Source organism: Geodermatophilus dictyosporus, assembly GCF_900115505.1.
In the GTDB taxonomy this organism is placed as follows: Bacteria; Actinomycetota; Actinomycetes; order Mycobacteriales; family Geodermatophilaceae; genus Geodermatophilus; species Geodermatophilus dictyosporus.
Genome location: NZ_FOWQ01000008.1, coordinates 215722 through 238362, shown reverse-complemented (window position 1 = coordinate 238362; position 22641 = coordinate 215722). Strand labels below are relative to the sequence as shown.

The 22641-nt window shown below is 75.5% G+C and carries 21 protein-coding genes; 10 read left to right on the top strand and 11 right to left on the bottom strand.

All coding sequences use genetic code 11. The features are described from left to right. Positions 1-73: 73 nt before the first annotated feature. From BMZ33_RS18495 to BMZ33_RS18460, 8 genes are all read right to left on the bottom strand, one after another. Complete coding sequence (locus BMZ33_RS18495; RefSeq protein WP_091114289.1) at positions 74-1543, bottom strand: rhamnulokinase; 1470 nt, start codon at positions 1541-1543, stop codon at positions 74-76. After that, complete coding sequence (locus tag BMZ33_RS18490; RefSeq protein ID WP_169064544.1) at positions 1540-3576, bottom strand: bifunctional aldolase/short-chain dehydrogenase; 2037 nt, start codon at positions 3574-3576, stop codon at positions 1540-1542. The genes BMZ33_RS18495 and BMZ33_RS18490 overlap by 4 nt, the downstream gene beginning before the upstream one ends. A 97-nt stretch (positions 3577-3673) precedes the next feature. After that, entirely contained in the window at positions 3674-4858 is a 1185-nt protein-coding gene (gene rhaI, locus BMZ33_RS18485; RefSeq protein WP_091114283.1) for an L-rhamnose isomerase, read from the bottom strand. Beyond that, a complete protein-coding gene (locus BMZ33_RS18480) occupies positions 4855-5217 on the bottom strand; it encodes an L-rhamnose mutarotase (protein ID WP_091114279.1) in 363 nt (120 codons plus the stop codon). Before BMZ33_RS18480 ends, rhaI begins: the two co-directional genes overlap by 4 nt. Before the next feature lie 62 nt (positions 5218-5279). Further along, positions 5280-6368, bottom strand: coding sequence for a rhamnose ABC transporter substrate-binding protein (gene rhaS / locus BMZ33_RS18475; RefSeq protein WP_091114276.1), 1089 nt, complete (start codon positions 6366-6368; stop codon positions 5280-5282). Positions 6369-6412: 44 nt separating this feature from the next. Continuing rightward, a complete protein-coding gene (locus BMZ33_RS18470) occupies positions 6413-7426 on the bottom strand; it encodes an ABC transporter permease (protein ID WP_169064543.1) in 1014 nt (337 codons plus the stop codon). Further along, on the bottom strand, positions 7416-8495 hold the full coding sequence (locus BMZ33_RS18465) for an ABC transporter permease (protein ID WP_169064542.1): 1080 nt from the start codon (positions 8493-8495) through the stop codon (positions 7416-7418). Before BMZ33_RS18465 ends, BMZ33_RS18470 begins: the two co-directional genes overlap by 11 nt. Then, positions 8492-10030: a sugar ABC transporter ATP-binding protein gene (locus tag BMZ33_RS18460; protein ID WP_169064541.1), complete on the bottom strand. Its 1539-nt coding sequence runs from the start codon at positions 10028-10030 to the stop codon at positions 8492-8494. Before BMZ33_RS18460 ends, BMZ33_RS18465 begins: the two co-directional genes overlap by 4 nt. Before the next feature lie 210 nt (positions 10031-10240). On the opposite strand from BMZ33_RS18460, the gene BMZ33_RS18455 reads away from it, so the two are divergent. Genes BMZ33_RS18455 through BMZ33_RS18440 form a run of 4 tightly spaced genes read left to right on the top strand, consistent with a single transcriptional unit; the run spans position 10241 to position 14200 of the window. Beyond that, complete coding sequence (locus BMZ33_RS18455; protein WP_169064540.1) at positions 10241-11266, top strand: LacI family DNA-binding transcriptional regulator; 1026 nt, start codon at positions 10241-10243, stop codon at positions 11264-11266. An 11-nt stretch (positions 11267-11277) separates the two neighbouring features. Then, positions 11278-12051, top strand: a complete 774-nt coding sequence (locus tag BMZ33_RS18450) for a (Fe-S)-binding protein (protein ID WP_091114273.1) — start codon at positions 11278-11280, stop codon at positions 12049-12051. Next, positions 12048-13577, top strand: coding sequence for a LutB/LldF family L-lactate oxidation iron-sulfur protein (locus tag BMZ33_RS18445; protein WP_169064539.1), 1530 nt, complete (start codon positions 12048-12050; stop codon positions 13575-13577). Before BMZ33_RS18450 ends, BMZ33_RS18445 begins: the two co-directional genes overlap by 4 nt. After that, positions 13574-14200: a LutC/YkgG family protein gene (locus BMZ33_RS18440; protein ID WP_091114270.1), complete on the top strand. Its 627-nt coding sequence runs from the start codon at positions 13574-13576 to the stop codon at positions 14198-14200. Before BMZ33_RS18445 ends, BMZ33_RS18440 begins: the two co-directional genes overlap by 4 nt. Before the next feature lie 104 nt (positions 14201-14304). Here BMZ33_RS18440 and BMZ33_RS18435 read toward each other — a convergent pair whose 3' ends face one another. Both BMZ33_RS18435 and BMZ33_RS23505 read right to left on the bottom strand, forming a co-directional pair. After that, a complete protein-coding gene (locus tag BMZ33_RS18435; protein ID WP_091114266.1) occupies positions 14305-14670 on the bottom strand; it encodes a thioredoxin family protein in 366 nt (121 codons plus the stop codon). 171 nt (positions 14671-14841) lie between these two features. After that, positions 14842-15321, bottom strand: coding sequence for an MFS transporter (locus BMZ33_RS23505; protein WP_169064538.1), 480 nt, complete (start codon positions 15319-15321; stop codon positions 14842-14844). Between the two features lie 317 nt (positions 15322-15638). Here BMZ33_RS23505 and BMZ33_RS18425 point away from each other — a divergent pair, with 317 nt between their 5' ends. From BMZ33_RS18425 to BMZ33_RS18400, 6 genes are all read left to right on the top strand, one after another. After that, positions 15639-16043, top strand: a complete 405-nt coding sequence (locus BMZ33_RS18425; protein WP_091114263.1) for a hypothetical protein — start codon at positions 15639-15641, stop codon at positions 16041-16043. 10 nt (positions 16044-16053) lie between these two features. Continuing rightward, on the top strand, positions 16054-16512 hold the full coding sequence (locus BMZ33_RS18420; protein ID WP_091114259.1) for a DUF5313 family protein: 459 nt from the start codon (positions 16054-16056) through the stop codon (positions 16510-16512). Between the two features lie 89 nt (positions 16513-16601). Beyond that, positions 16602-17888 carry a PP2C family protein-serine/threonine phosphatase gene (locus BMZ33_RS18415; RefSeq protein WP_169064537.1) on the top strand — a complete coding sequence of 429 codons (1287 nt, stop codon included), beginning with the start codon at positions 16602-16604 and terminating at the stop codon, positions 17886-17888. A 68-nt stretch (positions 17889-17956) separates the two neighbouring features. Next, positions 17957-19993, top strand: a complete 2037-nt coding sequence (locus tag BMZ33_RS18410) for an alpha-amylase family protein (protein WP_091114256.1) — start codon at positions 17957-17959, stop codon at positions 19991-19993. 48 nt (positions 19994-20041) lie between these two features. After that, entirely contained in the window at positions 20042-20977 is a 936-nt protein-coding gene (locus BMZ33_RS18405; RefSeq protein WP_091114252.1) for an alpha/beta hydrolase, read from the top strand. Between the two features lie 57 nt (positions 20978-21034). After that, complete coding sequence (locus BMZ33_RS18400; RefSeq protein WP_091114249.1) at positions 21035-21745, top strand: class I SAM-dependent methyltransferase; 711 nt, start codon at positions 21035-21037, stop codon at positions 21743-21745. Between the two features lie 42 nt (positions 21746-21787). Here BMZ33_RS18400 and BMZ33_RS18395 read toward each other — a convergent pair whose 3' ends face one another. Next, positions 21788-22621, bottom strand: coding sequence for an HpcH/HpaI aldolase/citrate lyase family protein (locus tag BMZ33_RS18395; RefSeq protein ID WP_091114528.1), 834 nt, complete (start codon positions 22619-22621; stop codon positions 21788-21790). Between the last annotated feature and the right edge of the window lie 20 nt (positions 22622-22641).

Genomic DNA, 22641 nt, shown 5'->3' with positions numbered 1-22641 from the left:
CCCGTGCCCCCCACGACTCGCACGCTCGTCGCGGGCCCCTGCACGGGAGCCGCCCCGAGCGCTGGCCGGCCGGTCAGGACAGGCGCGCCTCCGCGGCGTCCCAGGCGGCGGCCGATCCCGAGGGCCGGTACTCCACCAGCGCCTGCGTGCCGCGCAGCAGCCGCCGCATCTCGCCCAGCCCGCCGTCGAGGCCGCCGAGGGCGCGGGCCTGCACCAGCGCGTTGCCCAGCGCCGCGGCCTCCACCGGCCCGGCGAGCACCGGCAGGCCACAGGCGTCGGCGGTGAGCTGGCACAGCAGCGCGTTGCGTGTTCCCCCGCCCACCACGTGGACGACGTCGACCTCGCGGCCGGAGAGCTCGACCGCCCGCCGCACGGTCCGCCGGTAGGCCAGCGCCAGGCTGTCGACGATGCAGCGCACCGTCTCGGCCTGGCCCTGCGGCGGTGCCTGGCCGGTGGCCGCGCAGGCCAGCGCGATCCGGCTCGGCACGTCGCCGGGCGGCAGGAAGCGCGGGTCGTCGACGTCGACCACCGCGGTGAACGCCGGCACCCGGGCCGCCGCGGCGAGCAGCTCGGGCAGGTCGGCCGGCAGGCCCGCCGCCGCCCAGGTGCGCAGCGACTCCTGCAGCAGCCACAGCCCCATGACGTTGTGCAGGTAGCGCACCGTGCCGTCGACGCCGAGCTCGTTGGTGAACCCCGCGTCCCGGCTCGCCGCGGTGAGCACCGGCTTCTCCAGCTCCACGCCCACCAGCGACCACGTGCCGCAGGAGACGTAGGCGAACCGGTCGCCCTCCGCCGGGACGCCGACGACCGCCGAGGCCGTGTCGTGCGACCCCACCGCGAGCACCGGCACCTCGCCCAGGCCGGTCTCCGCACGCACCTCGGCGGTCAGCCGGCCGATCTCCCCGCCCGGCTGCACCAGGTCGGGGAGCAGGTCGCGCGGGAGGTCGAGCCGGTCGAGCAGACCGGTGGCCCACTGCCGCGTCGTCGCGTCGAGCAGCCCGGTCGTGGAGGCGTTGGTGACCTCCGCGCCGCGCGCCCCGGTGAGCCAGTAGGCCAGCAGGTCGGGCACCAGCAGCGCCTGCCGGGCGGCGGCGAACCGCGCCGTCCCGCGCATCGCGGCGAGCTGGAAGACCGTGTTGAACGGCAGGTGCTGCAGGCCGTTGACGGCGTAGAGCTCGTCGGGCGGGACGAGCGCGTGCACCGCCGACACCGCGGTCTCGTGCCGGCGGTCGCGGTAGTGCACCGGGTTGCCCAGCAGCGCGCCGTCGGCGTCGAGCAGGCCGACGTCGACCGCCCAGCTGTCGATGCCGATGCCGTCGACCGCACCGCCGTCGGCCTCCCGGCCGGCGGCGCGCAGCCCGTCGAGCACCCCGGCGTAGAGGCCGAGGACGTCCCAGTGCAGCGTGCCGGCGGTGCGCACCGGCCGGTTGGGGAAGCGGTGCACCTCGGTGAGGTCCAGCTGCCCGGGGCCGACCCGCGCGGCCATCACCCGGCCGCTGGAGGCGCCCAGGTCGACGGCCGCGAGGGTCAGCGGGCGGGTCATCGCAGGAAGGCCGCGGCCACGCCGGAGTCGACCGGGACGTGCAGGCCGGTCGTCCGGGTGAGGTCGCCACCGGTGAGGGCGAAGACGGCGTCGGCGACGTGGTCGGGCAGCACCTCGCGCTTGAGCAGGGTGCGCTGGGCGTAGAACTGCCCGAGCTCCTCCTCCGGCACCCCGTAGACCGCGGCGCGCTTGGCGCCCCAGCCGCCGGCGAAGATGCCCGACCCGCGGACGACGCCGTCGGGGTTGATGCCGTTGACCCGGATCTGGTGCTCGCCGAGCTCGGCGGCCAGCAGCCGCACCTGGTGCGCCTGGTCGGCCTTGGTCGAGGAGTAGGCGATGTTGCTCGGGCCGGCGAAGACCGCGTTCTTGGAGGAGATGTAGACGACGTCGCCGCCCATGCCCTGCTCGATCATGATCCGGGCGGCCTCGCGCGAGACCAGGAAGCTGCCCTTGGCCATGACGTCGTGCTGCAGGTCCCAGTCCTGCTCGGTGGTCTCCAGCAGCGGCTTGGAGATCGACAGGCCGGCGTTGTTGATCACCAGGTCCACGCCGCCGAAGGCCAGGCAGGCCTCGCGGAAGGCGGCGGCCACGGCCTCCGCGTCGGAGACGTCGGCGGCCACGCCGATCGCGACGTCGGCCGACCCGATCTCCTCTGCGGCGGCCTGCGCCTTGGCGAGGTCGAGGTCGGCGACGACGACGCAGGCGCCCTCGCGGGCCACCCGCTCGGCGATGGCCTTGCCGATGCCGCTGGCCGCGCCGGTGACCAGGGCGACCCGGGTGGCCAGCGGCTTGGGCCTCGGCATCCGCTGGAGCTTGGCCTCCTCCAGCGCCCAGTACTCGATGCGGAACTTCTCGCTCTCGTCGATCGGCGCGTAGGTGGAGACCGCCTCGGCGCCGCGCATCACGTTGATCGCGTTGACGTAGAACTCGCCGGCCACCCGCGCGGTCTGCTTGTTGGCGCCGAAGCTGAACATGCCGACGCCGGGCACCAGCACGATCGCCGGGTCGGCGCCGCGCATCGCCGGGCTGTCGGGGGTGGCGTGCCGCTGGTAGTAGGCCGCGTACTCGGCGCGGTACTCCTCGTGCAGCTCCCTCAACCGGTCGACGACGTCCTCGACCGGCGCGGACGCCGGCAGGTCGACCACCAGCGGCCGCACCTTGGTGCGCAGGAAGTGGTCGGGGCAGGAGGTGCCCAGCGCGGCCAGGCGCGCCAGCTCCTCCCGCGCCAGGAACTCCAGGACGCCGTCGGAGTCGGTGAAGTGCCCGACCTGCGGCTTGTCGGTGCTCGCCAGGCCGCGGATCACCGGGGCGAGCGCGGCGGCCTTGCGACGGCGCTGGTCGTGCGGCAGCGGCTCGAAGCCGGGGACGACGGCGCCGAACGGCTCAGCCTTCCCCTTCTCGGCGAGGAAGCGCTCCGCCGTCCGGATGATCTCCAGGCTGTTGGCCTCGGCCTCCTGGCTGGTGGCGCCCCACGCGGTGATGCCGTGGCCGCCGAGGACGCAGCCGATCGCCTGCGGGTTCTTGTCCTTGATCGCGGCGATGTCGAGGCCCAGCTGGAAGCCGGGACGGCGCCACGGCACCCAGACGACCCGGTCGCCGAAGCACTCGCGGGTCAGCGCCTCGCCGTCGGCCGCCGTGGCCAGGGCGATGCCGGAGTCGGGGTGCAGGTGGTCGACGTGCGCGGCGTCGACCAGGCCGTGCATGGCGGTGTCGATCGACGGCGCGGCGCCACCGCGGCCGTGCAGGCAGAAGTCGAACGCGGCGACCATCTCGTCCTCGCGCTCGACGCCCGGGTAGACGTCGGCCAGCGAGCGCAGCCGGTCCAGCCGCAGCACGGCCAGGCCGCTCTCGGTGAGGGTGCCGAGGTCGCCGCCGGAGCCCTTGACCCACAGCAGTTCGACCGGCGCGCCGGTGACCGGGTCGGTCCCGGTGCCCGTGGCGGAGGTGTTGCCGCCGGCGTAGTTGGTGTTGCGCGGGTCGGCGCCGAGCCGGTTCGACCGCGCGATGAGATCGCTGACCACGGGGTTGGTCACGGGAGTGGTTCCTTCCATCCATCGGTGACGTGCGGGAACGGCCTGGCCGCAGGGACACGCGGCGCGCGGAGCGTGTCGTGGGGGGCGGCCAGGTCCTTCAGGCGCCCCAGGAGGCCTGGGTGCCGCCGACGCGCTCGCGGGCGGTGCGCTCGGCGTGGCCCGAGCGGGCGTAGGCGGCGTAGGGGTCGGCGTCGAGCCCCTTCGACTCCCGTAGCTCGGCGAGCAGCGGGCGGACGTCGGTGGAGAAGGCGTCGGTCAGGGCGCCGTGCGCGGCCAGCACGTCACCGGACTGCTGGGCGGCGGTGAGCGCCTGGCGGTCGACCAGGAGCGCCTTGGCGGTGGCCTCCTGCACGTTGAGCACCGAGCGGATCTGGCCGGGGATCTTCGGCTCGATGTTGTGGCACTGGTCGAGCATGAAGTTGACGCCGGAGTCGGGCCGCAGCGCGTCGGCGGCCACGATCTCGTTCATGATCCGGAACAGCTGGAACGGGTCGGCCGACCCGACGATCAGGTCGTCGTCGCCGTAGTAGCGCGAGTTGAAGTCGAACGCCCCGAGGCGCCCGACGCGCAGCAGCTGCATGACGATGAACTCGATGTTGGTGCCCGGCGCGTGGTGACCGGTGTCGAGGACGACGGTGGCCTGCTCGCCGAGGGCCAGGCAGTGCAGCAGCGAGGTGCCCCAGTCGGGGATGTCCATCGCGTAGAAGTAGGGCTCGTAGAACTTGTACTCCAGCAGCAGCCGCATGCCGGGGTCGAGCAGCGCGTAGACCTGCTGCAGCGAGTCGGCGAGGCGGTCCTGCCGGGCGCGCAGGTCGTCCTGGCCGGCGTAGTTGGTGCCGTCGGGCAGCCACAGCTTCAGGTCGGTCGAGCCGGTGGCGCGCATGACGTCGACGCACTGCGCGTGGTGGGCGACCGCCTTGTCCCGCACGGCCTCGTCCGGGTGGGTGAGCGACCCGAGCCGGTAGTCGTCGTCCTGGAACAGGTTGGAGTTGATCGCGCCGATCGAGACGCCGAGGTCGGCGGCGTGCGCGGCGAGCTTGCCGAAGTCGTCGACGAGGTCCCACGGGACGTGCAGCGACACCCGCGGCGCGGCGCCGGTGAAGCGGTGCACCTGCGCGGCGTCCTCGATCTTCTCGAACGGGTCGCGGGCCACGCCGGGCTGGCCGAAGACCTTGAACCGGGTGCCGGAGTTGCCGAACGCCCACGAGGGCAGCTCGATGGTCTGCTCGGCCAGCGCGGCGAGCGCGGCGGCGCTGCGGTCGGGGGTCCGGGGGTCGGTCACGAGGGGTCTCCTGTTGGTGCGGTGGTGGACGCCCCGAGCGCCGTGAGCTGGGCGTCGAGGTCGAAGACGAGGTCGAGCTCGGCCTTGCCGCGGCCGTCGCCGGTCTCGAAGAAGGGCGCCATCTCGGCCTCCCAGCGGGCGCTCACCGAGGTGGCGTCCACGGCGGCCTGGGCGGCGGGGAGGTCGTCGGTCTCCACGACGCCGACGAGCAGGCCGTCGTCGCGGAGGTAGAGCTGGTAGTCGCGCCAGCCGGCGTCGCGCAGCGCGCGCAGCATGTCCGGCCAGACGGCCGCGTGCCGCTCGCGGTACTCGGCCAGCCGGTCGGGGCGGACCTGGAGGGTGAAGCAGGCGCGGGGCACGCGGGGCTCCTCGGGGGTGGTGCCCGGTCCCGCCACGGAGGCGGCGGGACCGGGCGGACGACTCAGAAGTCGAAGTCGTCGATGTTCTCGGCGTCGAACACGGTGGGCTCGCCGAGCACGACGACGCCGTCGGCGCCGACCTCGTACTCGCCGAGGTCACCGGCGGTGAAGGTCTCGCCCTCGGCACCGGTGATCTGGCCGGCGGCCAGGGCGGCGCCGGCGTAGGCGGCCAGGTAGCCCAGGTCCTCGGGGTTCCACAGCGCGAAGGCGGTGACGGTGCCGTCCTGCACGAACTCGCGCATCTGGTTCGGCGTCCCCAGCCCGGTCAGCGCGACCCGGCCCTTGTACTCCGAGCCCGACAGGTAGCGCGCCGCGGCCGAGATGCCCACGGTGGTCGGCGAGATGATGCCCTTGAGGTCGGGGTAGGTCTGCAGCAGGCCCTGCGTCTCCTGGAAGGACTTCTCGTCCTCGTCGTCGCCGTAGACCGTCGTCACGATCTCCATGTCCGGGTACTCCTGGGCGGCGTACTCCGTCATGAGCTCGATCCAGGTGTTCTGGTTCGTGGCGTTCGCCGTCGCCGACAGGATCGCCACCTGGCCCGCGCCGCCGATCTGCTCGGCCATCGTGTCGATCTGCGTCTGCGCGATGCCCTCGGCCGTGGCCTGGTTGATGAACAGGTCGCGGCACGCGGGGTCGGTGTCGGAGTCGAAGGTGACCACGCTGGCGCCGCCGCTGCGGGCCTGGTCCAGCGCGCTGCAGATGGCGTTGGGGTCGTTGGCCGAGGTCAGGATGACGTCGGCGCCCTGCTGGGTCAGCGTGTTGATGTAGCTGACCTGCGAGGAGGCACTGGCCTCCGACGGGCCGACCTGGCTGAACTCGCCCTCGATCTCGCCGACGGCCCGCTCCGAGCCGGTGGCGGCGACGTCGAAGTAGGGGTTGTTCAGCTGCTTGGGCAGGAAGGCGATCGCGAGGTCGGCGGGGATCTCGGCGTCCGGGTCGGCGGAGGCGCCGGCGGCGTCGTTGCCGCCGCTGCTCGCCTCCTCCTCGCCGCGGGTGGTGCCGCCGCAGGCGGCGGTCGTGAGCACCATGGCGGCCACCGCCAGGCCGGTCAGGCCACCGCGCACGCGGCGGCTGGTCAGGAACAGCGACATCGGGGTCCCTCTCTTCGGGTGGGTGGGGTGGTGCGGTGGTGCGGTCAGGAGGCCGGTCGGCGCCGGCGTCGTCCCTTGACGCGTGCGGCGACCTGCGGCGCGACGACGGCGGTGATCAGCAGCACGCCGGTGACGATGTTGAGGACGTCGGAGGGCACGTTGACCAGCTGCAGCGCGTTGCGCACCGAGCCGAGCAGCAGCGCGCCGGCGATGACGCCGAGCAGGCCGCCGCTGCCGCCGAAGATGGACACGCCGCCGAGCAGGATCGCCGCGATGACCTGCAGCTCCAGGCCCGTGGCGTTGTCGGCGCGGGCGCTGCCGTAGCGCAGCGTCCAGTAGACGCCGCCCAGGGCGCTGACGACGCCGGTGACGACGAACAGCCACAGCTTGGTGCGGGCGACGTCGATGCCGCTGAAGCGGGCGGCGTCCTCGCTGTTGCCCATCGCGTACAGCGCGCGGCCGACCGGGGTGGCGTGCAGGACGACGCCGGTGAGCACGACGAGCACCAGCAGCGGGACGACGACGGTCGGGATGCCGGTCGAGCCGATGGAGCTGATCGCCCACGTCGTCCAGGCGCGGGGGAAGTCGGCCACCGCCTGGTCGCCCAGGACGACGAAGGCCAGGCCGCGGTAGAGCGCCAGCGTGCCGATGGTGACCGCCAGGGAGGGCAGCCCGAGCCGGGTGACGAGGAACCCGTTCACCGCGCCGAGCACGCCGCCGAGCACGAGCACCAGCGGGACGATCGCCTCCAGCGGCAGCCCGGCCACCCACAGCTGGCCCATCACCGCGCTGCACAGGCCCACGGTGCTGGCCACCGACAGGTCGATCTCGCCGGTCACCACGATCAGGGTCAGCGGCAGCGCGATGAGCGCGATGACCACGACGTCGAGCAGCAGGAAGCCGGCGTTGCGGGTGCTGGCGAAGCCCTCGACCGAGAACGCGGCGACGACCAGGAACAGCACGAGGAACGTGGTGATGACGCTACCGGCGGGCAGGGTCCGGTCGCGGCGGGCGGGCGCGGCGGCCCCGGCCGGCGCGGGAGCGGTGTCAACGGTCACGGCGGGCGTTCCTCCCCCGGAGACGGGCGGCCAGGCGCAGCTGCAGCGCCCGGTCGAGGGCGATGGCGGCGAGGATCAGCGCGCCGACGGCGGCGTCGCGCCAGAACGGGTCCAGCCCCAGCTGCGGCAGCGCGGTGCCGATGGTGGTGAGCAGCAGCGCGCCGAGCGCGGCGCCGTAGACCGAGCCGCTGCCGCCGAAGATGGCCACCCCGCCGACGACCGCGGCGGCCACGACGAAGAGCTCCTGGCCGGTGCCGGCGGTGGTGTCCAGCGTCTGGAAGCGGGCGGCGTAGAGGACGCCGGCCAGGCCGGCGAGGGCGCCGTTGACGACGAAGGCGGTGAGCACCCGCCGGCCCACCGGGATGCCCGACAGCCGCGCGGCCTCGGGCGCCGAGCCGATGCCGTAGAGCTCACGGCCGCTGCGGAAGGTCCGCAGGTACCAGCCGACCAGCAGCACGACGGCGACGGCGACCAGGAAGAGCACCGGGACGCCGAGCAGCCGGGCACCGCCCAGGGCCTTGAACCCGCTGGGCAGGTCGGCGGCGTTGATCTGCAGCCGGTCGGCGCTGCTGGCCCACAGCGAGTCCAGGCCGCGGAAGGCGTAGAGCGTGCCGAGGGTGACGACCAGCGAGGGCACCCCGGCGGCCGCGACGACCAGGCCGTTGAGCAGGCCGCACACCGCGCCGACGGCCGTGCCGGCGAGCACCGCCACGACGACCGGCGTCCCCGGCGCGACGACGAGCAGCGTGCCGGTCGCGTAGGCCGACAGGCCCAGCACCGAGCCGACCGAGAGGTCGACGTTGCGGGTGACGATCACCATCGTCTGGCCCGCGGCGAGGACGGTGAGGATCGCGGCCGACAGCAGCAGGTCGCGGACGTTCTGGCCCGACAGGAACCGCGGGTTGGCGACCACCGTGACGAGCACCAGCAGCACCAGCGCGGCCAGGATGCCGAGCTCGCGCACCACGAACAGCCGGTGCACGAGGGCCGAGCCGCGGCGGCCGGTGCGCTCGGGGGCGGCCAGCTCCTCGGGCAGCGCGGCGGGCGGCTTCGCCACCGGGGCGCTCACCGGGCCGCCCCGGCGCTCGTGCCGCCCTGGCCGGTCGCGGCCAGCATCACGCTGTCCTCGTCGGCGCGGGCGCGCGGGATGTCGTCGACGAGGCGGCCCTCGGAGACGACGAGGACGCGGTCGGCCATGCCGAGCACCTCCGGCAGTTCGCTGGACACCATGACGACGGCCAGGCCCCCGGCCGCCAGCTCCGACAGCAGCCGGTGCACCTCGGACTTGGTGCCGACGTCGATGCCGCGGGTGGGCTCGTCGACGATCAGCACCCTCGGCTCGGTGGACAGCCACTTGGCCAGGACGACCTTCTGCTGGTTGCCGCCCGACAGCGTGGACACCGGGTCGGAGAGCCGCCCGGCCTTGACCTGCAGGCGCTTGGACCACTCCGCGGCCTGGGCGCGCTCGGCCCGGGAGCTGAGCAGGCCCCCCCTCGCCAGCTTCCAGCGCCGGGTGAGGGTGGCGTTGCGCTCCACGGAGAGCTCCATGACCAGGCCCTGCTGGCGGCGGTCCTCGGGGACCAGGGCGATGCCGGCGGCCATCGCCGCGGCCGGGTCGCCCTTCCGGAGCTCCTCGCCCGACACGCGGACGGAGCCCGCGTCGTAGGGGTCGACCCCGAAGACCGCGCGCACGATCTCGCTGCGGCCGGCGCCGACGAGGCCGGCGAGCGCGACGATCTCGCCGGCCCGCACGTCGAAGGAGACGTCGGCGAAGACGCCCCGGCGGGTCAGGCCGCGCACCTCGAGCACGACCTCGCCGGGCTCGACGTCGATCTTCGGGAACAGCGAGGAGACCTCGCGGCCGACCATCCGGCGGACCACCCGGTCGACGGTGAGGTCGCGGGCGGGGTCGGTGGAGACCCACTGGCCGTCGCGCATGACGGTGATCCGGTCGCAGAGGTCGAACACCTCGTCGAACCGGTGGGAGATGAACAGCACCGCCGCACCGGAGTCGCGCAGCGACCGGGCGACGGCGAACAGCCGCTCCACCTCCACGCCCGACAGCGCCGCGGTCGGCTCGTCCATGACGAGCACCCGCGCGTCGAAGGACAGCGCCTTGGCGATCTCGACCATCTGCTGGTCGGCGATGGACAGGCCGCGCGCCGGGCGGTCGGGGTCGAGCGCGACGCCGAGGCGGTCGAACAGCTCGCGGCAGCGGCGGGCCAGCGTCCGCCGGTCGATCCGGCGCCCGGGGAGCAGCGGCTGGCGGCCCATGAAGATGTTCTCCGCGACCGAGAGGTCGGGGAACAGCGTGGGCTCCTGGTAGATGACCGCGATGCCGGCGGCTCGGGCGGCGGCCGGGTCGGCGAGGGCCACCGGCTGCCCGTCGAGCAGCACGCGCCCGGTGTCGGGGCCGTGCACCCCGGCCAGGATCTTCACCAGGGTCGACTTGCCGGCGCCGTTCTCGCCCACCAGCGCGTGGGTTTCCCCCGCGCGCAGCTCCAGCTGCGCGCCGCGCAGGGCGGCGACCGCCCCGAAGCTCTTGCCGACGTCCTCCAGGGCCAGCACGACCCGGCCGGGCGCCGACGACGACGCGTGGTCCACGGTGACCACCTCCTCTGCTGAAACGATTCACAGGCGTTGTGGCGCAGACCATAGGGCTCGTGCCGAGAAGGTGTCAACGACCACGACCGGGACGGCATCGTCCGGGTCGGCGGCGCTCCCCCGGCGGTTGACACGTTTCAGGCCGTAGGCTCACCATCGCCGCACGGCGTCCGTCCCGGGCGCCGCCCCCGGCCTGCGCGAGGAGGCGCCGTGCCCGCGAGCATCCGCGACGTCGCCGAGTCCGCCGGCGTCTCGGTCGGCACGGTCAGCAACGTGCTCAACCGGCCCGAGGTGGTCAGCGCGGCCACCCGCGAGCGGGTGCTCGGCGCCATCGCCGCGCTGGGGTTCGTGCGCAACGAGTCGGCCCGCCAGCTGCGCGCCGGCTCCAGCCGCACGGTGGGGCTGGTCGTCCTCGACATCGCCAACCCGTTCTTCACCGACGTGGCCCGGGGCGTGGAGGACGTCGTCAACCCGGCCGGGCTCGCGCTGATCCTGTGCAACTCCGACGACCGGCCCGAGAAGGAGTCCGCGCACCTCGACGTGCTGGCCGAGCAGCGGGTGCAGGGGGTGCTCATCACCCCGACCGCCGAGCTCACCCCACACCTGCGGTCGCTGCGCCGGCGCGGGGTCCCGGTGGTGCTGGTCGACCGCCGCGCGCCCGCGGCCGACCAGTGCGCGGTCGCCGTCGACGACGTGCTCGGCGGGCGGCTGGCCGCCGAGCACCTGCTCGAGCGCGGGCACCGGCGGATCGCCTTCATCGGCGGCGCCTCGGGCCTGCCGCAGGTGCAGGAGCGGCACGACGGCGTCGAGGCGGCGGTGCGCGAGGCCACCGGCGCCGTCGACGAGTTGCTCACCCTCTCCCCCGAGGCGCTCACCGTCGCGGGCGGGCGCGAGGCCGCCGCCCGCATCGTGGGCATGCCCGCGTCCCGCCGGCCCACCGCCGCCGTCTGCGCCAACGACCTGATGGCGCTGGGCGTGCTGCAGGAGATGGTGCGGCAGGGTGTGCGGGTGCCCGACGAGTTCGCCATCGTCGGCTACGACGACATCGACTTCGCCGCGGCCGCCGCGGTCCCGCTCACCTCGGTGCGCAAGCCGCGCCAGGAGCTCGGGTCCCGCGCGGCGCGACTGCTCCTCGACGAGGCCCGCGGCGAGGGGCACGTGCACGTCCAGGAGGTCTTCGAGCCGGTGCTCGTCGTCCGTGAGTCGAGCCGCGTCCGCCGCACCGGCGGACGCTGAGGAGGGGTTCCATGAGGGTCGCGCTCTTCGCCACCTGCCTGGTGGACACGGTGGTGCCGCAGGTCGCCCGGGCGACGGCGGCGCTGCTCGAGCGGCTGGGCCACGAGGTGGTCGTGCCGGCCGGGCAGGCCTGCTGCGGGCAGATGCACGTCAACACCGGGTACCGGCGCGAGGCGGTGCCGATCGTGGCCAACCACGTGCGGGCCTTCGCCGGCGCCGAGGCCGTCGTCGCGCCGTCGGGCTCGTGCGTGGCCTCGATCCACCACCAGCAGGCGATGGTGGCCCGCCGCGCCGGTGAGCACGGGCTGGCCGACGAGGCCGAGGCGCTGGCCTCGCGCACCTACGAGCTGTCGCAGTTCCTCGTCGACGTCCTCGGTGTCACCGACGTCGGCGCCTACTACCCGCACCGGGTCACCTACCACCCGACCTGCCACTCGCTGCGGCTGCTCCAGGTGGGCGACCGGCCGCTGCGGCTGCTGCGCGCGGTGCGCGGTCTGGAGCTGGTGGAGCTGCCGGGCGCGGAGTCCTGCTGCGGGTTCGGCGGCACCTTCTCGGTGAAGAACAGCGACACCTCGACCGCGATGCTCACCGACAAGATGGCCAACGTGCTCGCCACGCACGCCGAGGTGTGCACCGCCGGCGACTCCTCCTGCCTGATGCACATCGGCGGCGGGCTGTCCCGACTGCGCTCGGGCACCCGGACGGTGCACCTGGCCGAGATCCTGGCCTCGACGGAGGACGCCGTGAGCCCCCACCAGACGACCCGACCGGCGGTGACCGCGTGACGACGACCCCGCAGGACCTGCGCACCGACCAGACCCCGCTCGCCCCGGGCGCCCCCCGGTCGGGGACGACGTTCCTCGGCCTGCCCACCGCGCCGCGGGGCGTCGGCCACCTGCGCGGCGACCGGCCCTTCCCCGACGCCGCCCGCGACGCCCTGCGCGACGGCCAGCTGCGCGCCAACCTCGGCCACGCGACGCAGACGATCCGCGGCAAGCGCGCCAAGGTGGTCGCCGAGCTGCCCGACTGGCAGCAGCTGCGCGCCGCCGGCAGCGCGCTGAAGGCCGCCACGATGGCCCGCCTCGACGAGCACCTCGAGGAGCTCGAGCGGCAGGTGACCGCCCGCGGCGGCACGGTGCACTGGGCGCGCGACGCCGCGGAGGCCAACCGCATCGTCACCGACCTGGTCCGGGCCACCGGCACCGACGAGGTGGTCAAGGTCAAGTCGATGGCCACCCAGGAGATCGGCCTCAACGAGGCGCTCGAGGCCGCGGGCATCGCCGCGCACGAGACCGACCTCGCCGAGCTGATCGTGCAGCTCGGGGACGACAAGCCCAGCCACATCCTGGTGCCGGCGATCCACAAGAACCGCGCCGAGATCCGCGAGATCTTCCTGCGCACGATGCCGCGGGTCGACGCCGACCTCACCGACGAGCCGCGCCGGCTGGCGATGGCCGCCCGGTCGCACCTGCGCGAGCGGTTCCTGCGGGCCCGGGTGGCGATCAGCGGGGCGAACTTCGCCGTCGCCGAGACCGGCACGCTCGCCGTCGTCGAGAGCGAGGGCAACGGGCGGATGTGCCTGACCCTGCCCGAGACGCTGATCACCGTCATGGGCATCGAGAAGCTGGTGCCCACCTGGCGCGACCTGGAGGTGTTCCTCCAGCTGCTGCCCCGCTCCTCCACCGGCGAGCGGATGAACCCCTACACCTCGATGTGGGCCGGCGTGACGCCCGGCGACGGGCCGCAGGACTTCCACCTGGTGCTCGTCGACAACGGCCGGACGGCGGTCCTGGCCGACGAGGTGGGCCGCCAGGCGCTGCACTGCATCCGCTGCTCGGCCTGCCTCAACGTGTGCCCGGTCTACGAGCGCACCGGCGGCCACGCCTACGGCTCGGTCTACCCGGGACCGATCGGCGCGGTGCTCTCGCCGCAGCTGACCGGCGTCGAGGACAACGCCTCGCTGCCCTACGCCTCCTCGCTGTGCGGCGCCTGCTACGACGTCTGCCCGGTGGCCATCGACATCCCGTCGATCCTGGTGCACCTGCGCGCCGAGCACGTCGAGGCGCAGGAGAAGCCGACCGCCGAGTCGGTGGCGTTCAAGGCGCTCGGGCGGGCGATGAGCAACCCGCGGCTGTGGCGGCTGGCGCAGCGGGCGGCCGGCCTGGGCCGGCTCGTGGCCCGGGGCCGGCCCACCATGCCGGCCGCGCTGCCCTTCCCCGCCTCGGCGTGGACCCGCAGCCGCGACCTGCCCACCCCGCCGGCGGAGAGCTTCACCGCCCAGTGGGCGCGTGAGCACGGGGGCCGGTCGTGAGCGCCCGGGAGGAGGTGCTCGGCCGCGTCCGCACCGCGCTCGGCGAGACCCGCGCGCCGGTCCCGGAGGTGGTGCGCGACTACCGCACCACCGACGACCGCCCGGCCGCCGAGCTGCTCGACGTCCTCGTCGACCGGCTCGAGGACTACAAGGCCTCGGTGCTGCGCTGCGGACCCGACGACGTCGCGGCCACCGTGACCGCCGCGCTGGACGCCGGGCTCGGCACCGGGTGGGCGCCGGGGTCGGTGGTGGCCGCGCCGGGGCTGCCCGCCGCGTGGCGCCCCGAGGGCCTCGACACCGACGACGATCGGCCGCCGGTGCAGCTCGCCGAGCGCGCCGCCTCGGTCACCGCCGTCGCCGTGGCGATCGCCGAGACCGGCACGCTGGTGCTCGACGGGACGCCGCCGTGCGGCCGGCGGGCGCTGTCGCTGCTGCCCGACTGCCTGGTCTGCGTGGTCACCGCCGAGCAGGTGGTCGGGAGCGTGCCCGAGAGCCTGGGCCGGCTGGACCCGCTGCGCCCGCTGACGATGATCAGCGGGCCGTCGGCCACCAGCGACATCGAGCTGCAGCGGGTGGAGGGCGTGCACGGCCCCCGCACGCTGGTCGTCGTCCTGGTGGCCTGAGGCGCAGCGACGACCAGGTGGCCTGATCGTGGCGCGTCCTCCCCGACGGTGCACGGTCGGGGAGGACGGCTGCGGTGCGGGAGGACGGACGCGGGGGCGCCCGGTCAGCGCGGGTCGACGGGCTCGGGGAAGAGCGCGCGCACGGCGGGCATGTCCAGCGCTCGGACCGTGGCGACGAGCAGGTCGAGGGAGTCGCCGGGCAGGTAGCCGGGCTCGGCGTACACCGGCACGCCGTCGCGGAACACCATGAGCGTGGGCGCCGAGCGCACGCCCACGCGGGCGGCCAGCACGGTCTCGGCCTCGGTGTCGACCGAGGCGAACACCAGCCCCGGGTGCCGCTGCGCCGCGGCGTCGAACTCGCGGGTGAACGCCCGGCTCGACCCCGAGCCGGCCGCGCGGAAGTCGACCAGCACGATCCCCGGCGCGGACACCGCGGCCGCGTAGTCGGCCCCGGTCAGCACGACGGTCACCCGACCAGTGTGCTCCGGGATGCACGCACGCGGACCCCGGCCGCTCCCGGCCGGGGCCCGCTGCGCGACGCTGCTCGTCTCAGGCGCGCGTGAGGCTCTTCTCACGCGCCCCGGCCCGCGCGTGCGCGTCACCGAGCTGCGCCAGCGGCACGTGCGCGGTCTCCCGGGCGGTCAGCGCGCAGAGCCCGGCGACGGCAGCGCGCCGGCGGTCAGCAGCGCGACCGGCACCCAGCCGCCGGAGCCCTCGCCCACGATGGCGGTGGCGATGACCGGCGAGAAGCCGCCGAGCGCGAAGCCGATCTGCGTGCCGATCGCCATGCCCGAGTAGCGCACCTGGGTGGAGGACATCTCGCCGTAGAAGGACGGCCGGATGCCGTTCGCCGCGGAGTACACGACGCCGAACAGCGCGATGCCGGAGACGACGACCAGCGGGCCGTCGCCCTGCTGCAGCGCCCGGAGGAACGGGAAGGCCAGCGCGGCCGAGCCGAGCGCGCCGAGGGCGAAGACCGGACGGCGGCCGATCCGGTCGGACAGCCGGGCCCACAGCGGGGAGGGGGTGACCTGCGTGCACGCCGCGAACCGCCTGGCGGTCCACCAGTCCCTGGTCCACCCGCGCGACGCCCTCGAGCTGACCCGGGCGCTGCCGGGCACCGGGTGGCACTCCGTCGGCCTGCACGTCGGCGGCACCGCGGAGGTCGAGCCGTGGTGGCACGGCGGCGCCGGCGAGCGCAACCTCGCCCGGCTGGTGGCCCTGCTGCTGGAGACGCGGGTGACCGTGCTCGACGTCGGGCGGGTGCAGCTGGGCGCCGACCTCCCGCGCGACGACGTGCACGCCGCGCACGGGCGGGTGCTCGACCTGGGTGCCCGCTTCGGCGCCCGGTGCGTCACCGCCCGCCTCCTCACCCCGGATCCCGCCCGGCGCGCCGACGTCTTCGCCCGGCTGGCCGAGGGCCCGTCCCTACCGGCTGGTGCCGCTGCTGGCGCCGGTGCCGGCCGACCGGCCCGACCTGGTCGACGCCGCCGTCGCGGTGGTCGCGCCCAGCGGGGGCGGCGTCGTCCTCGACGTGCCGGCCGGGTCGTGCACGGCCGGGGAGGTCGAGGCGGTGGTCGACGCGCTCGGAGACCGCCTCGGCTGCGTCCGGCTCGGTGCCCGGCAGGTGGCCGCCGCCGGGGAGGACGCCGCCGGCCTGCTGGCCACGCTCCCGCCGCACGTGCCCGTCGCCCTGGGCGGGGACGACTCGGCGGGCTCCCTGGACGGCGACCTGCGGGCCCGGCTCACCGGGCTGCACGGGCGGGTCGACGCGCTGCTGGGGCACCCGCGGGCGCGCGCCCGCCGGCTGGCCGGGCGCCCGGAGGCCCGGGACGGGGAGTAGACAGGGGCGCATGGACCCGCGCGCGCCCTCGGACGGGACGGCGGCGGACGGCCGCGTGCGGCCCGGGGTGCTGCGGTGGATCGGCTACGCCATGGGCGCGGGCCTGCCACCCCGCCACCGCACGTGGGTGCTGCACGACACGACGACGCGCACCTGGGTGCTCCGGCACGTCGCCCGCAGTCTCGTGCAGCTCGCCGTCCCCGTCGCCGTGGTGCTGCTGCTGGTACCCGGACCGTTCTGGATCCGCGGGCTGGCCGCACTGGGCGGGCTGCTCCTGGGCCTGGCGTTCTCCATCGCCTACATGCCCGAGGCCACCGAGAACCGGGTGAAGAAGGCCGGCTACCCGACGGGCACCGCCCAGGCCGTCCGGGACCGCAGCTCCACCGAGCGGGAGGCCCGCGACGCCGACCGGCGGCGCGCCGCGGCCGCCCGCCGGGCGGCCCGCTACCGCGACCGCCGGTCCGGCTGACCGCGCCGGGAGGCCGGCGACCGGCCGCAGCTCCCGTAGGCTCCCCGCCCAGCGCCGGTCGCCCGACCGGCGACCGACCTGGAGCCGAGGTGACCGGACCCACCCCCGAGCAGGCCGAGCACGAGCGCGTCCGCTTCCTCGCCGGGGTGACCGAGTCGCTGGCCGAGCTGCTCGACACCGGCGAGGCCGCCGACCGGCTCGCCCGCCTGCTGGTGCCGCGGCTGGCCGACTGGGCCACGGTCACCGTCATGGCCGGCGACGGCGCCCCGGGCCGCACGTCCCGCGCGCACCGCGACCCCGAGCGGCTCGCCGACGCCGACACCTACCTCGCCGGGCGGGTCGCCGCGCCCCGCGACCAGGCCGCGCTGACCGCCGTCCTGCGGTCGGGCGAGCCGGTGCAGGTCGGCCCGGTCGACCTCGACCTCGGCCCCGAGGCGCTGCCGGAGGGCCCGGTGCGCGACGCCTGGCGGCGGCTGGACCCGAGGTCGGCCCTCCTGGTGCCGCTGCAGGCGCGCGGCTCGGCGTTCGGGGTCCTGTCGCTGGTGTGCACCGGCGACCGGCCGCCGCACACGCCCGCGGAGGTCGACCTCGCGCGGGAGGCCGGCCGCCGCGGTGCGCTGGCGCTGCACAACACCCGCCTCTACTCCCGGCAGCTGCGGGTGGCCGAGACGCTGCAGCACAGCCTGCTCACCCCGCCGCCGGAGAGCGAGGGCCTGCAGATCGCCGTCCGCTACCGCCCCGCGGGCTCGCAGGCCCTGGTCGGCGGGGACTGGTACGACGCCGTCGCCCAGCCCGACGGCGCGACGCTGCTGGTGATCGGCGACGTCACCGGGCACGGCGTCGAGGCGGCCGCGGCGATGGCCCAGCTGCGCAGCGCCGTCCGCACGCTGGCCTACGACTCCCCCGACAGCCCGGCGCGCACCCTCGACCGCGTCGACCGGGTGCTCTCCGGGCTGCACACCGGCACGCTGGCGACCGCGCTGGTCGCCCGGCTGGAGCTGCCCGAGGCCGACGGCACCCGCACGCTGCGCTGGTCGTCGGCCGGGCACCTGCCGCCGCTGCTCGTCGCGCCGGACGCCGCCGTGCGGGTGCTGTCCTCCCGCGCCGAGCGGCTGCTGGGCACCCGGGAACCCGCCCGCCGCAGCGACCAGGAGACCGTGCTCCGGCCCGGGGAGACGGTGCTGCTGGTCACCGACGGGCTGGTGGAGGTCGGCCGGCAGGACGTCGACACCGGGATGGCCCGCCTGGTCGACGCGCTGCGCGGGCTCGGCGGGCTGTCGGCCGACGCGCTGTGCGACCGGCTGCTGACCCGGGTGGTCCCCGACGGCACCGACGACGACGTCGCCGTGCTCGCCGTCCGCCTGCTGCCGGCCTGAGCGGGGCCCGACCGCCCGCGGGCAGGGCACGCGGGGAGCGGGCCGCACCGCGGTCCTAAGGTGCAGCCGTGGCAGGCGGGGACACCGACGGGACGGCGACCACGACGGGGACGACGGCGGGGACGGCGGGCGACACCGGCACGGCGGGCGGCCCTCGGGACGGCGCGACCCGCGTGTGGTCGGCGCTGCGGCGGCGGCTGTCCGACGAGGCCACCGCGGCGCTGGGGGAGGACGAGGCCGACGCCTTCCTCACCCGCGTCGACCTGGCGCTGGTCGACGTCCACGGGCCGCTGGCCGAGCTCTACGGCGACCGGGCCGACGACCTGTTCGCGCGGGTCCTGCGCACCGCGCTGGCCGCGGCGGCGGACCGGCCCCGGGCGCTGCGCCGCCTCGACCGCCGGCGGGAGCTCGACCCCGGCTGGTTCCAGCGCACCCGGGTGCAGGGCTACGTCTGCTACGTCGACCGCTTCTGCGGCACCCTCGACCGGCTGGCCGGGCAGCTCGACCACCTCGCCGAGCTGGGCACCACCTACCTGCACCTCATGCCGCTGCTCGCCCCCCGCGAGGGCGAGAACGACGGCGGCTACGCGGTGGCCGACTACCGCGCCGTGGACCCGCGGCTGGGCACGATGGCCGACCTGGAGGCGGTGGCCGGGGCGCTGCACGAGCGCGACATGGCGCTGTGCATCGACCTGGTGCTCAACCACACCGCCCGCGAGCACCCGTGGGCGCAGGGGTGGCTGGCCGGCGACCCCGCGTACGAGGGCTTCTACACCGCCTTCCCCGACCGGACGCTGCCCGACGCCTACGACGCGACCATCCCCGAGGTCTTCCCCGACCGCGCCCCCGGCTCCTTCAGCTGGGTGCCCGAGGCCCGCGGCGGCGCCGGCGGCTGGGTGTGGACGACCTTCTGGCCCTACCAGTGGGACCTCGACTACACCAACCCCGAGGTCACGCTGGCGATGCTCGGCGAGATCACCTGGCTGGCCAACCGCGGCGTCGACGTCTTCCGCATGGACGCCGTCCCGTTCATGTGGAAGCGGATGGGCACCACCTGCCAGAACCAGCCCGAGGGGCACACGCTGCTGCAGCTGCTGCACGCGGTGACCCGGCTGGCCGCGCCCGGCGTCGTGTTCAAGGCCGAGGCGATCGTCGCCCCGGACGACCTCGTGCAGTACCTCGGCGCGCACGAGCGCTTCCGCCCGGAGTGCGAGCTGGCCTACCACAACCAGCTCATGGTGCTGCTGTGGAGCAGCCTGGCCACCGGCGAGGTGCGGCTGGCCCGCCAGGCGCTGGGCCGGATGCGGGCGATCCCCCCGTCGACGTCGTGGGTCACCTACGTGCGCGGCCACGACGACATCGGCTGGGCGATCACCGACGCCGACGCCGCCGCGGTCGGCCTCGACGCCTTCGCCCACCGGCGCTTCCTCAACGACTTCTACTCCGGCCGCTTCCCCGGCTCCTTCGCCCGCGGCGCGCTGTTCCAGGAGAACGAGGTCACCGGCGACGCCCGCGTCTCCGGCTCGGCGGCGTCGCTGTGCGGCATCGAGGACGCCCTGGAGCGCGACGACGCGGCCGCGCTCGAGGCCGGCGTCCGCCGGCTGCTGCTGCTCTACTCGGTCGCCTACGCCTTCGGCGGCATCCCGCTGCTCTACATGGGTGACGAGCTGGCCCTGCGCAACGACGCCGGCTACCTCGCCGACCCCGCGCGGGCACCGGACAACCGCTGGGTGCACCGCCCGCCGATGGACTGGGCGGCCGCGGCCCGGCGCGGCGAGCCCGGCACGCTGGAGGGCCGCGTGTTCGCCGGCATCCGGGACCTCGGGCGGGTGCGCCGCTCCCTGCTGGCGCTGCGCGGCGGCACCGAGCCGGAACTGCTCGACGCCGGCAGCGACGCGGTGCTGGCCTGGCGGCGACGGCACCCGCGCAGCGGCGCCTTCGTCGGCGTCGCCAACTTCTCGCCGCGCCCGCGGGAGGTCGACGCCGACACCGTCACCGGCTTCGGCAGCTTCGTGCAGGTGCACGGCAGCGACGGCCGACTCGGCGTGCGCAGCGGCCGGCTGACCGTCCCCGGGCTCGGCTTCGCCTGGTTCGCCGAGCCCTGACCCGACCCCCGACCACCTGCACGACCCCGAGGAGGACGCGTGGCACGGATGGACCTGCGGGTGCGGTTGCTCGGCCGGGCCCTGTCCCGGCTGTCGGTCGCGACGATGGACGACGAGCGGCTGCGCCGCGTACAGAGCCAGCGCATCGGCCACAACCCGGTGACCGACCACCTCCTGGGCGGCGTGGCCCGCGGGGTCACCCTGACCGACGGGACCGCGCGCGGCGAGGTGGCCGCGCTGCCCGTCCGCACCTACCGGCCCGCGGACGCGGCCGGCACGCTCCCGCTCGTCGTCCACTTCCACGGCGGCGGCTGGACCCTGGGCAACCTCGACTCCGGCGACTGGCTGTGCAGCAACGTCGCGGCGACGGTCGGCGCCGTCGTCGTCTCGGTGGACTACCGGCTCGCGCCGGGGCACCGCTGGCCGGCCGCGGCCGAGGACTGCTACGCGGCCCTGGTCGACGTCGTCGGGCGGGCGGCGGAGTTCGGCGCCGACCCCGCGCGGGTGGCGGTCATGGGCGACAGCGCCGGCGGCAACCTGGCCGCCGTCGTCAGCCTGATGGCGCGCGAGCGGTCCGGCCCGCGCATCGCCCACCAGGGGCTGGTCTACCCGTCGGTCGACCTCACGATGAGCAGCCCGTCGATGGACGAGAACGCCTCCGCGCCGATCCTCACCAGGGCCGACTGCCTGGCCTTCCGCGACCACTACCTGGGTGGGCAGGACCCGCGGGCGCCGCACGCCTCGCCGCTGTTCGCCGCCGACCACACCGGGCTGCCGCCGGCGCTCATCCAGGTCGCCGAGCACGACCCCATCCGCGACGACGGGTACCGCTACGCCGAGGTGCTGCGCGCGGCCGGCGTGCCGGTCCGCCTGACGCAGTACGTCGGCATGCCGCACGGCTTCCTCGCCTTCCCGCGGCTGTGCCGCTCGGCACCCCAGGCACTGGCCGAGCTGTGCGCCGAGCAGGCGGCTGCGCTGGCCTGAGCCGGACGCGCCGGGGTGGCGTCGGCGGGTCGACGGCGCGACTGACAGGGTGGGGGCGTGGCAGACGTCGAGCAGGCCAGCGGATCCCGGACCCCCGCCGTGTCCAGCTACAAGGGGCACGGCATCCACGCCGCACCCGGCGTGCACGAGTACGCGCTGGAGCAGGTGCGGGCCGCGCTGCCCGACGGCGGCCGGGTGCTCGAGGTGGGCTCGGGCTGCGGCGCGCTGGCGCTGCGGCTGCGCGACGCCGGCCTCGACGTCGTCCCCACCGACCTCGACCCGCCGCACGACTGGATCGCCCGGCTCGACCTCGACCACCCCGACTGGACCGACGAGACGCGCGGGCCCTTCGACCTGGTGGTCTGCGTCGAGACCCTGGAGCACGTGGAGAACCCGCGGCAGGTGCTGCGCTCCATCCGGGCGCTGCTGCGGCCGGGGGACCAGGTGGTGCTCAGCACGCCGAACGTGACGCACCCCCACTCGCGCCTGCTCACCCTGCTGCGCGGCGCGCCCTACGTCTTCGGGCCGCGCTTCTACCACGCACCGGGGCACATCACGCTGCTGCCGGACTGGGCGCTGACCGAGCACGTCCGGCTGGCCGGCTTCGGCGACCTGCGGGTCAGCACCGGCGGTGACCACTTCTACCGGGGCCCGATGCGGCTGGCCTTCCGGCTGGAGATGGCGGTGCTGGCGCTGCTGGGCATCCGCACCCGCCGTCCCCGCTCCGGCGACGGCGTCTGCACGTTCGTCACCGCCACCGCGGTGTGAGGCGGGCCCGGCGGTCCCGCGGGACCGCCGGGCCCGCCGGGCTCAGGCGGGCTGGACGCCGAACGTCTCGGCCAGCCGGGTGATCTTGCGGGCGCGGGCCAGCCGGGGCAGGTCGCTGCCGTCGCGGACGACCTGGCCGCGGGCGTCGAAGTCGGCCAGGAAGTCCTGCGCCCAGGCGACGTCGGAGGGGGCGGGGCTGATGATCTCGTTGAGCACCGGCGCCTGGTCGGGGTCGAGACAGAGCTTGCCGGTGAGGCCCAGCGAGACCGTCACGGCGCTCTGCTCGCGCAGCACCGGGAGGCTGTGGGTGACCGTGGGCCCGTCGATGGGGCCGGGCAGCTCGCCGATGCGGCTGGCCACGACCAGCCGGGAGCGCGGGTAGGCCATCGCCAGGTCGTCGGCGCTGGTGCCGGTGTCGCGGCGGTAGTCGCCGCTGCCGAAGGCCAGCCGGAAGGTGCCACGGGCGCGGGCGGTGCTCACCGCCTCCTCGATGCCCAGCGCCGACTCCACCAGCGCGAGCACGGGCGTGGCGCCGCCGAGGCGGTCGTAGGTCTCGGTGACGTGCTCGGCGGCCTCGGTCTTGGCCAGCACCACGCCGAGCAGCCCGGGGACGCCGGCCAGGGTGGCGACGTCGTCCTCCCAGTACGGGGTGGAGTGGTCGTTGATCCGCACCCACGCCGACCGCTCGCCGTCGGACAGCCACTGCGCCACCCCGGCGCGCGCCTCGTCCTTGCGCGCGGGGTCGACGGCGTCCTCGATGTCGAGCACGACCTGGTCGGCGCGCGACCCGTGCGCGGGGTCGAACAGCTCGGGGCGGGCGCCGTTGACCAGCAGCCACGAACGGGCGTCCTCGGGACCGACTCTCCTGCGTGCCATCACGCCGACCATCCTCGCTG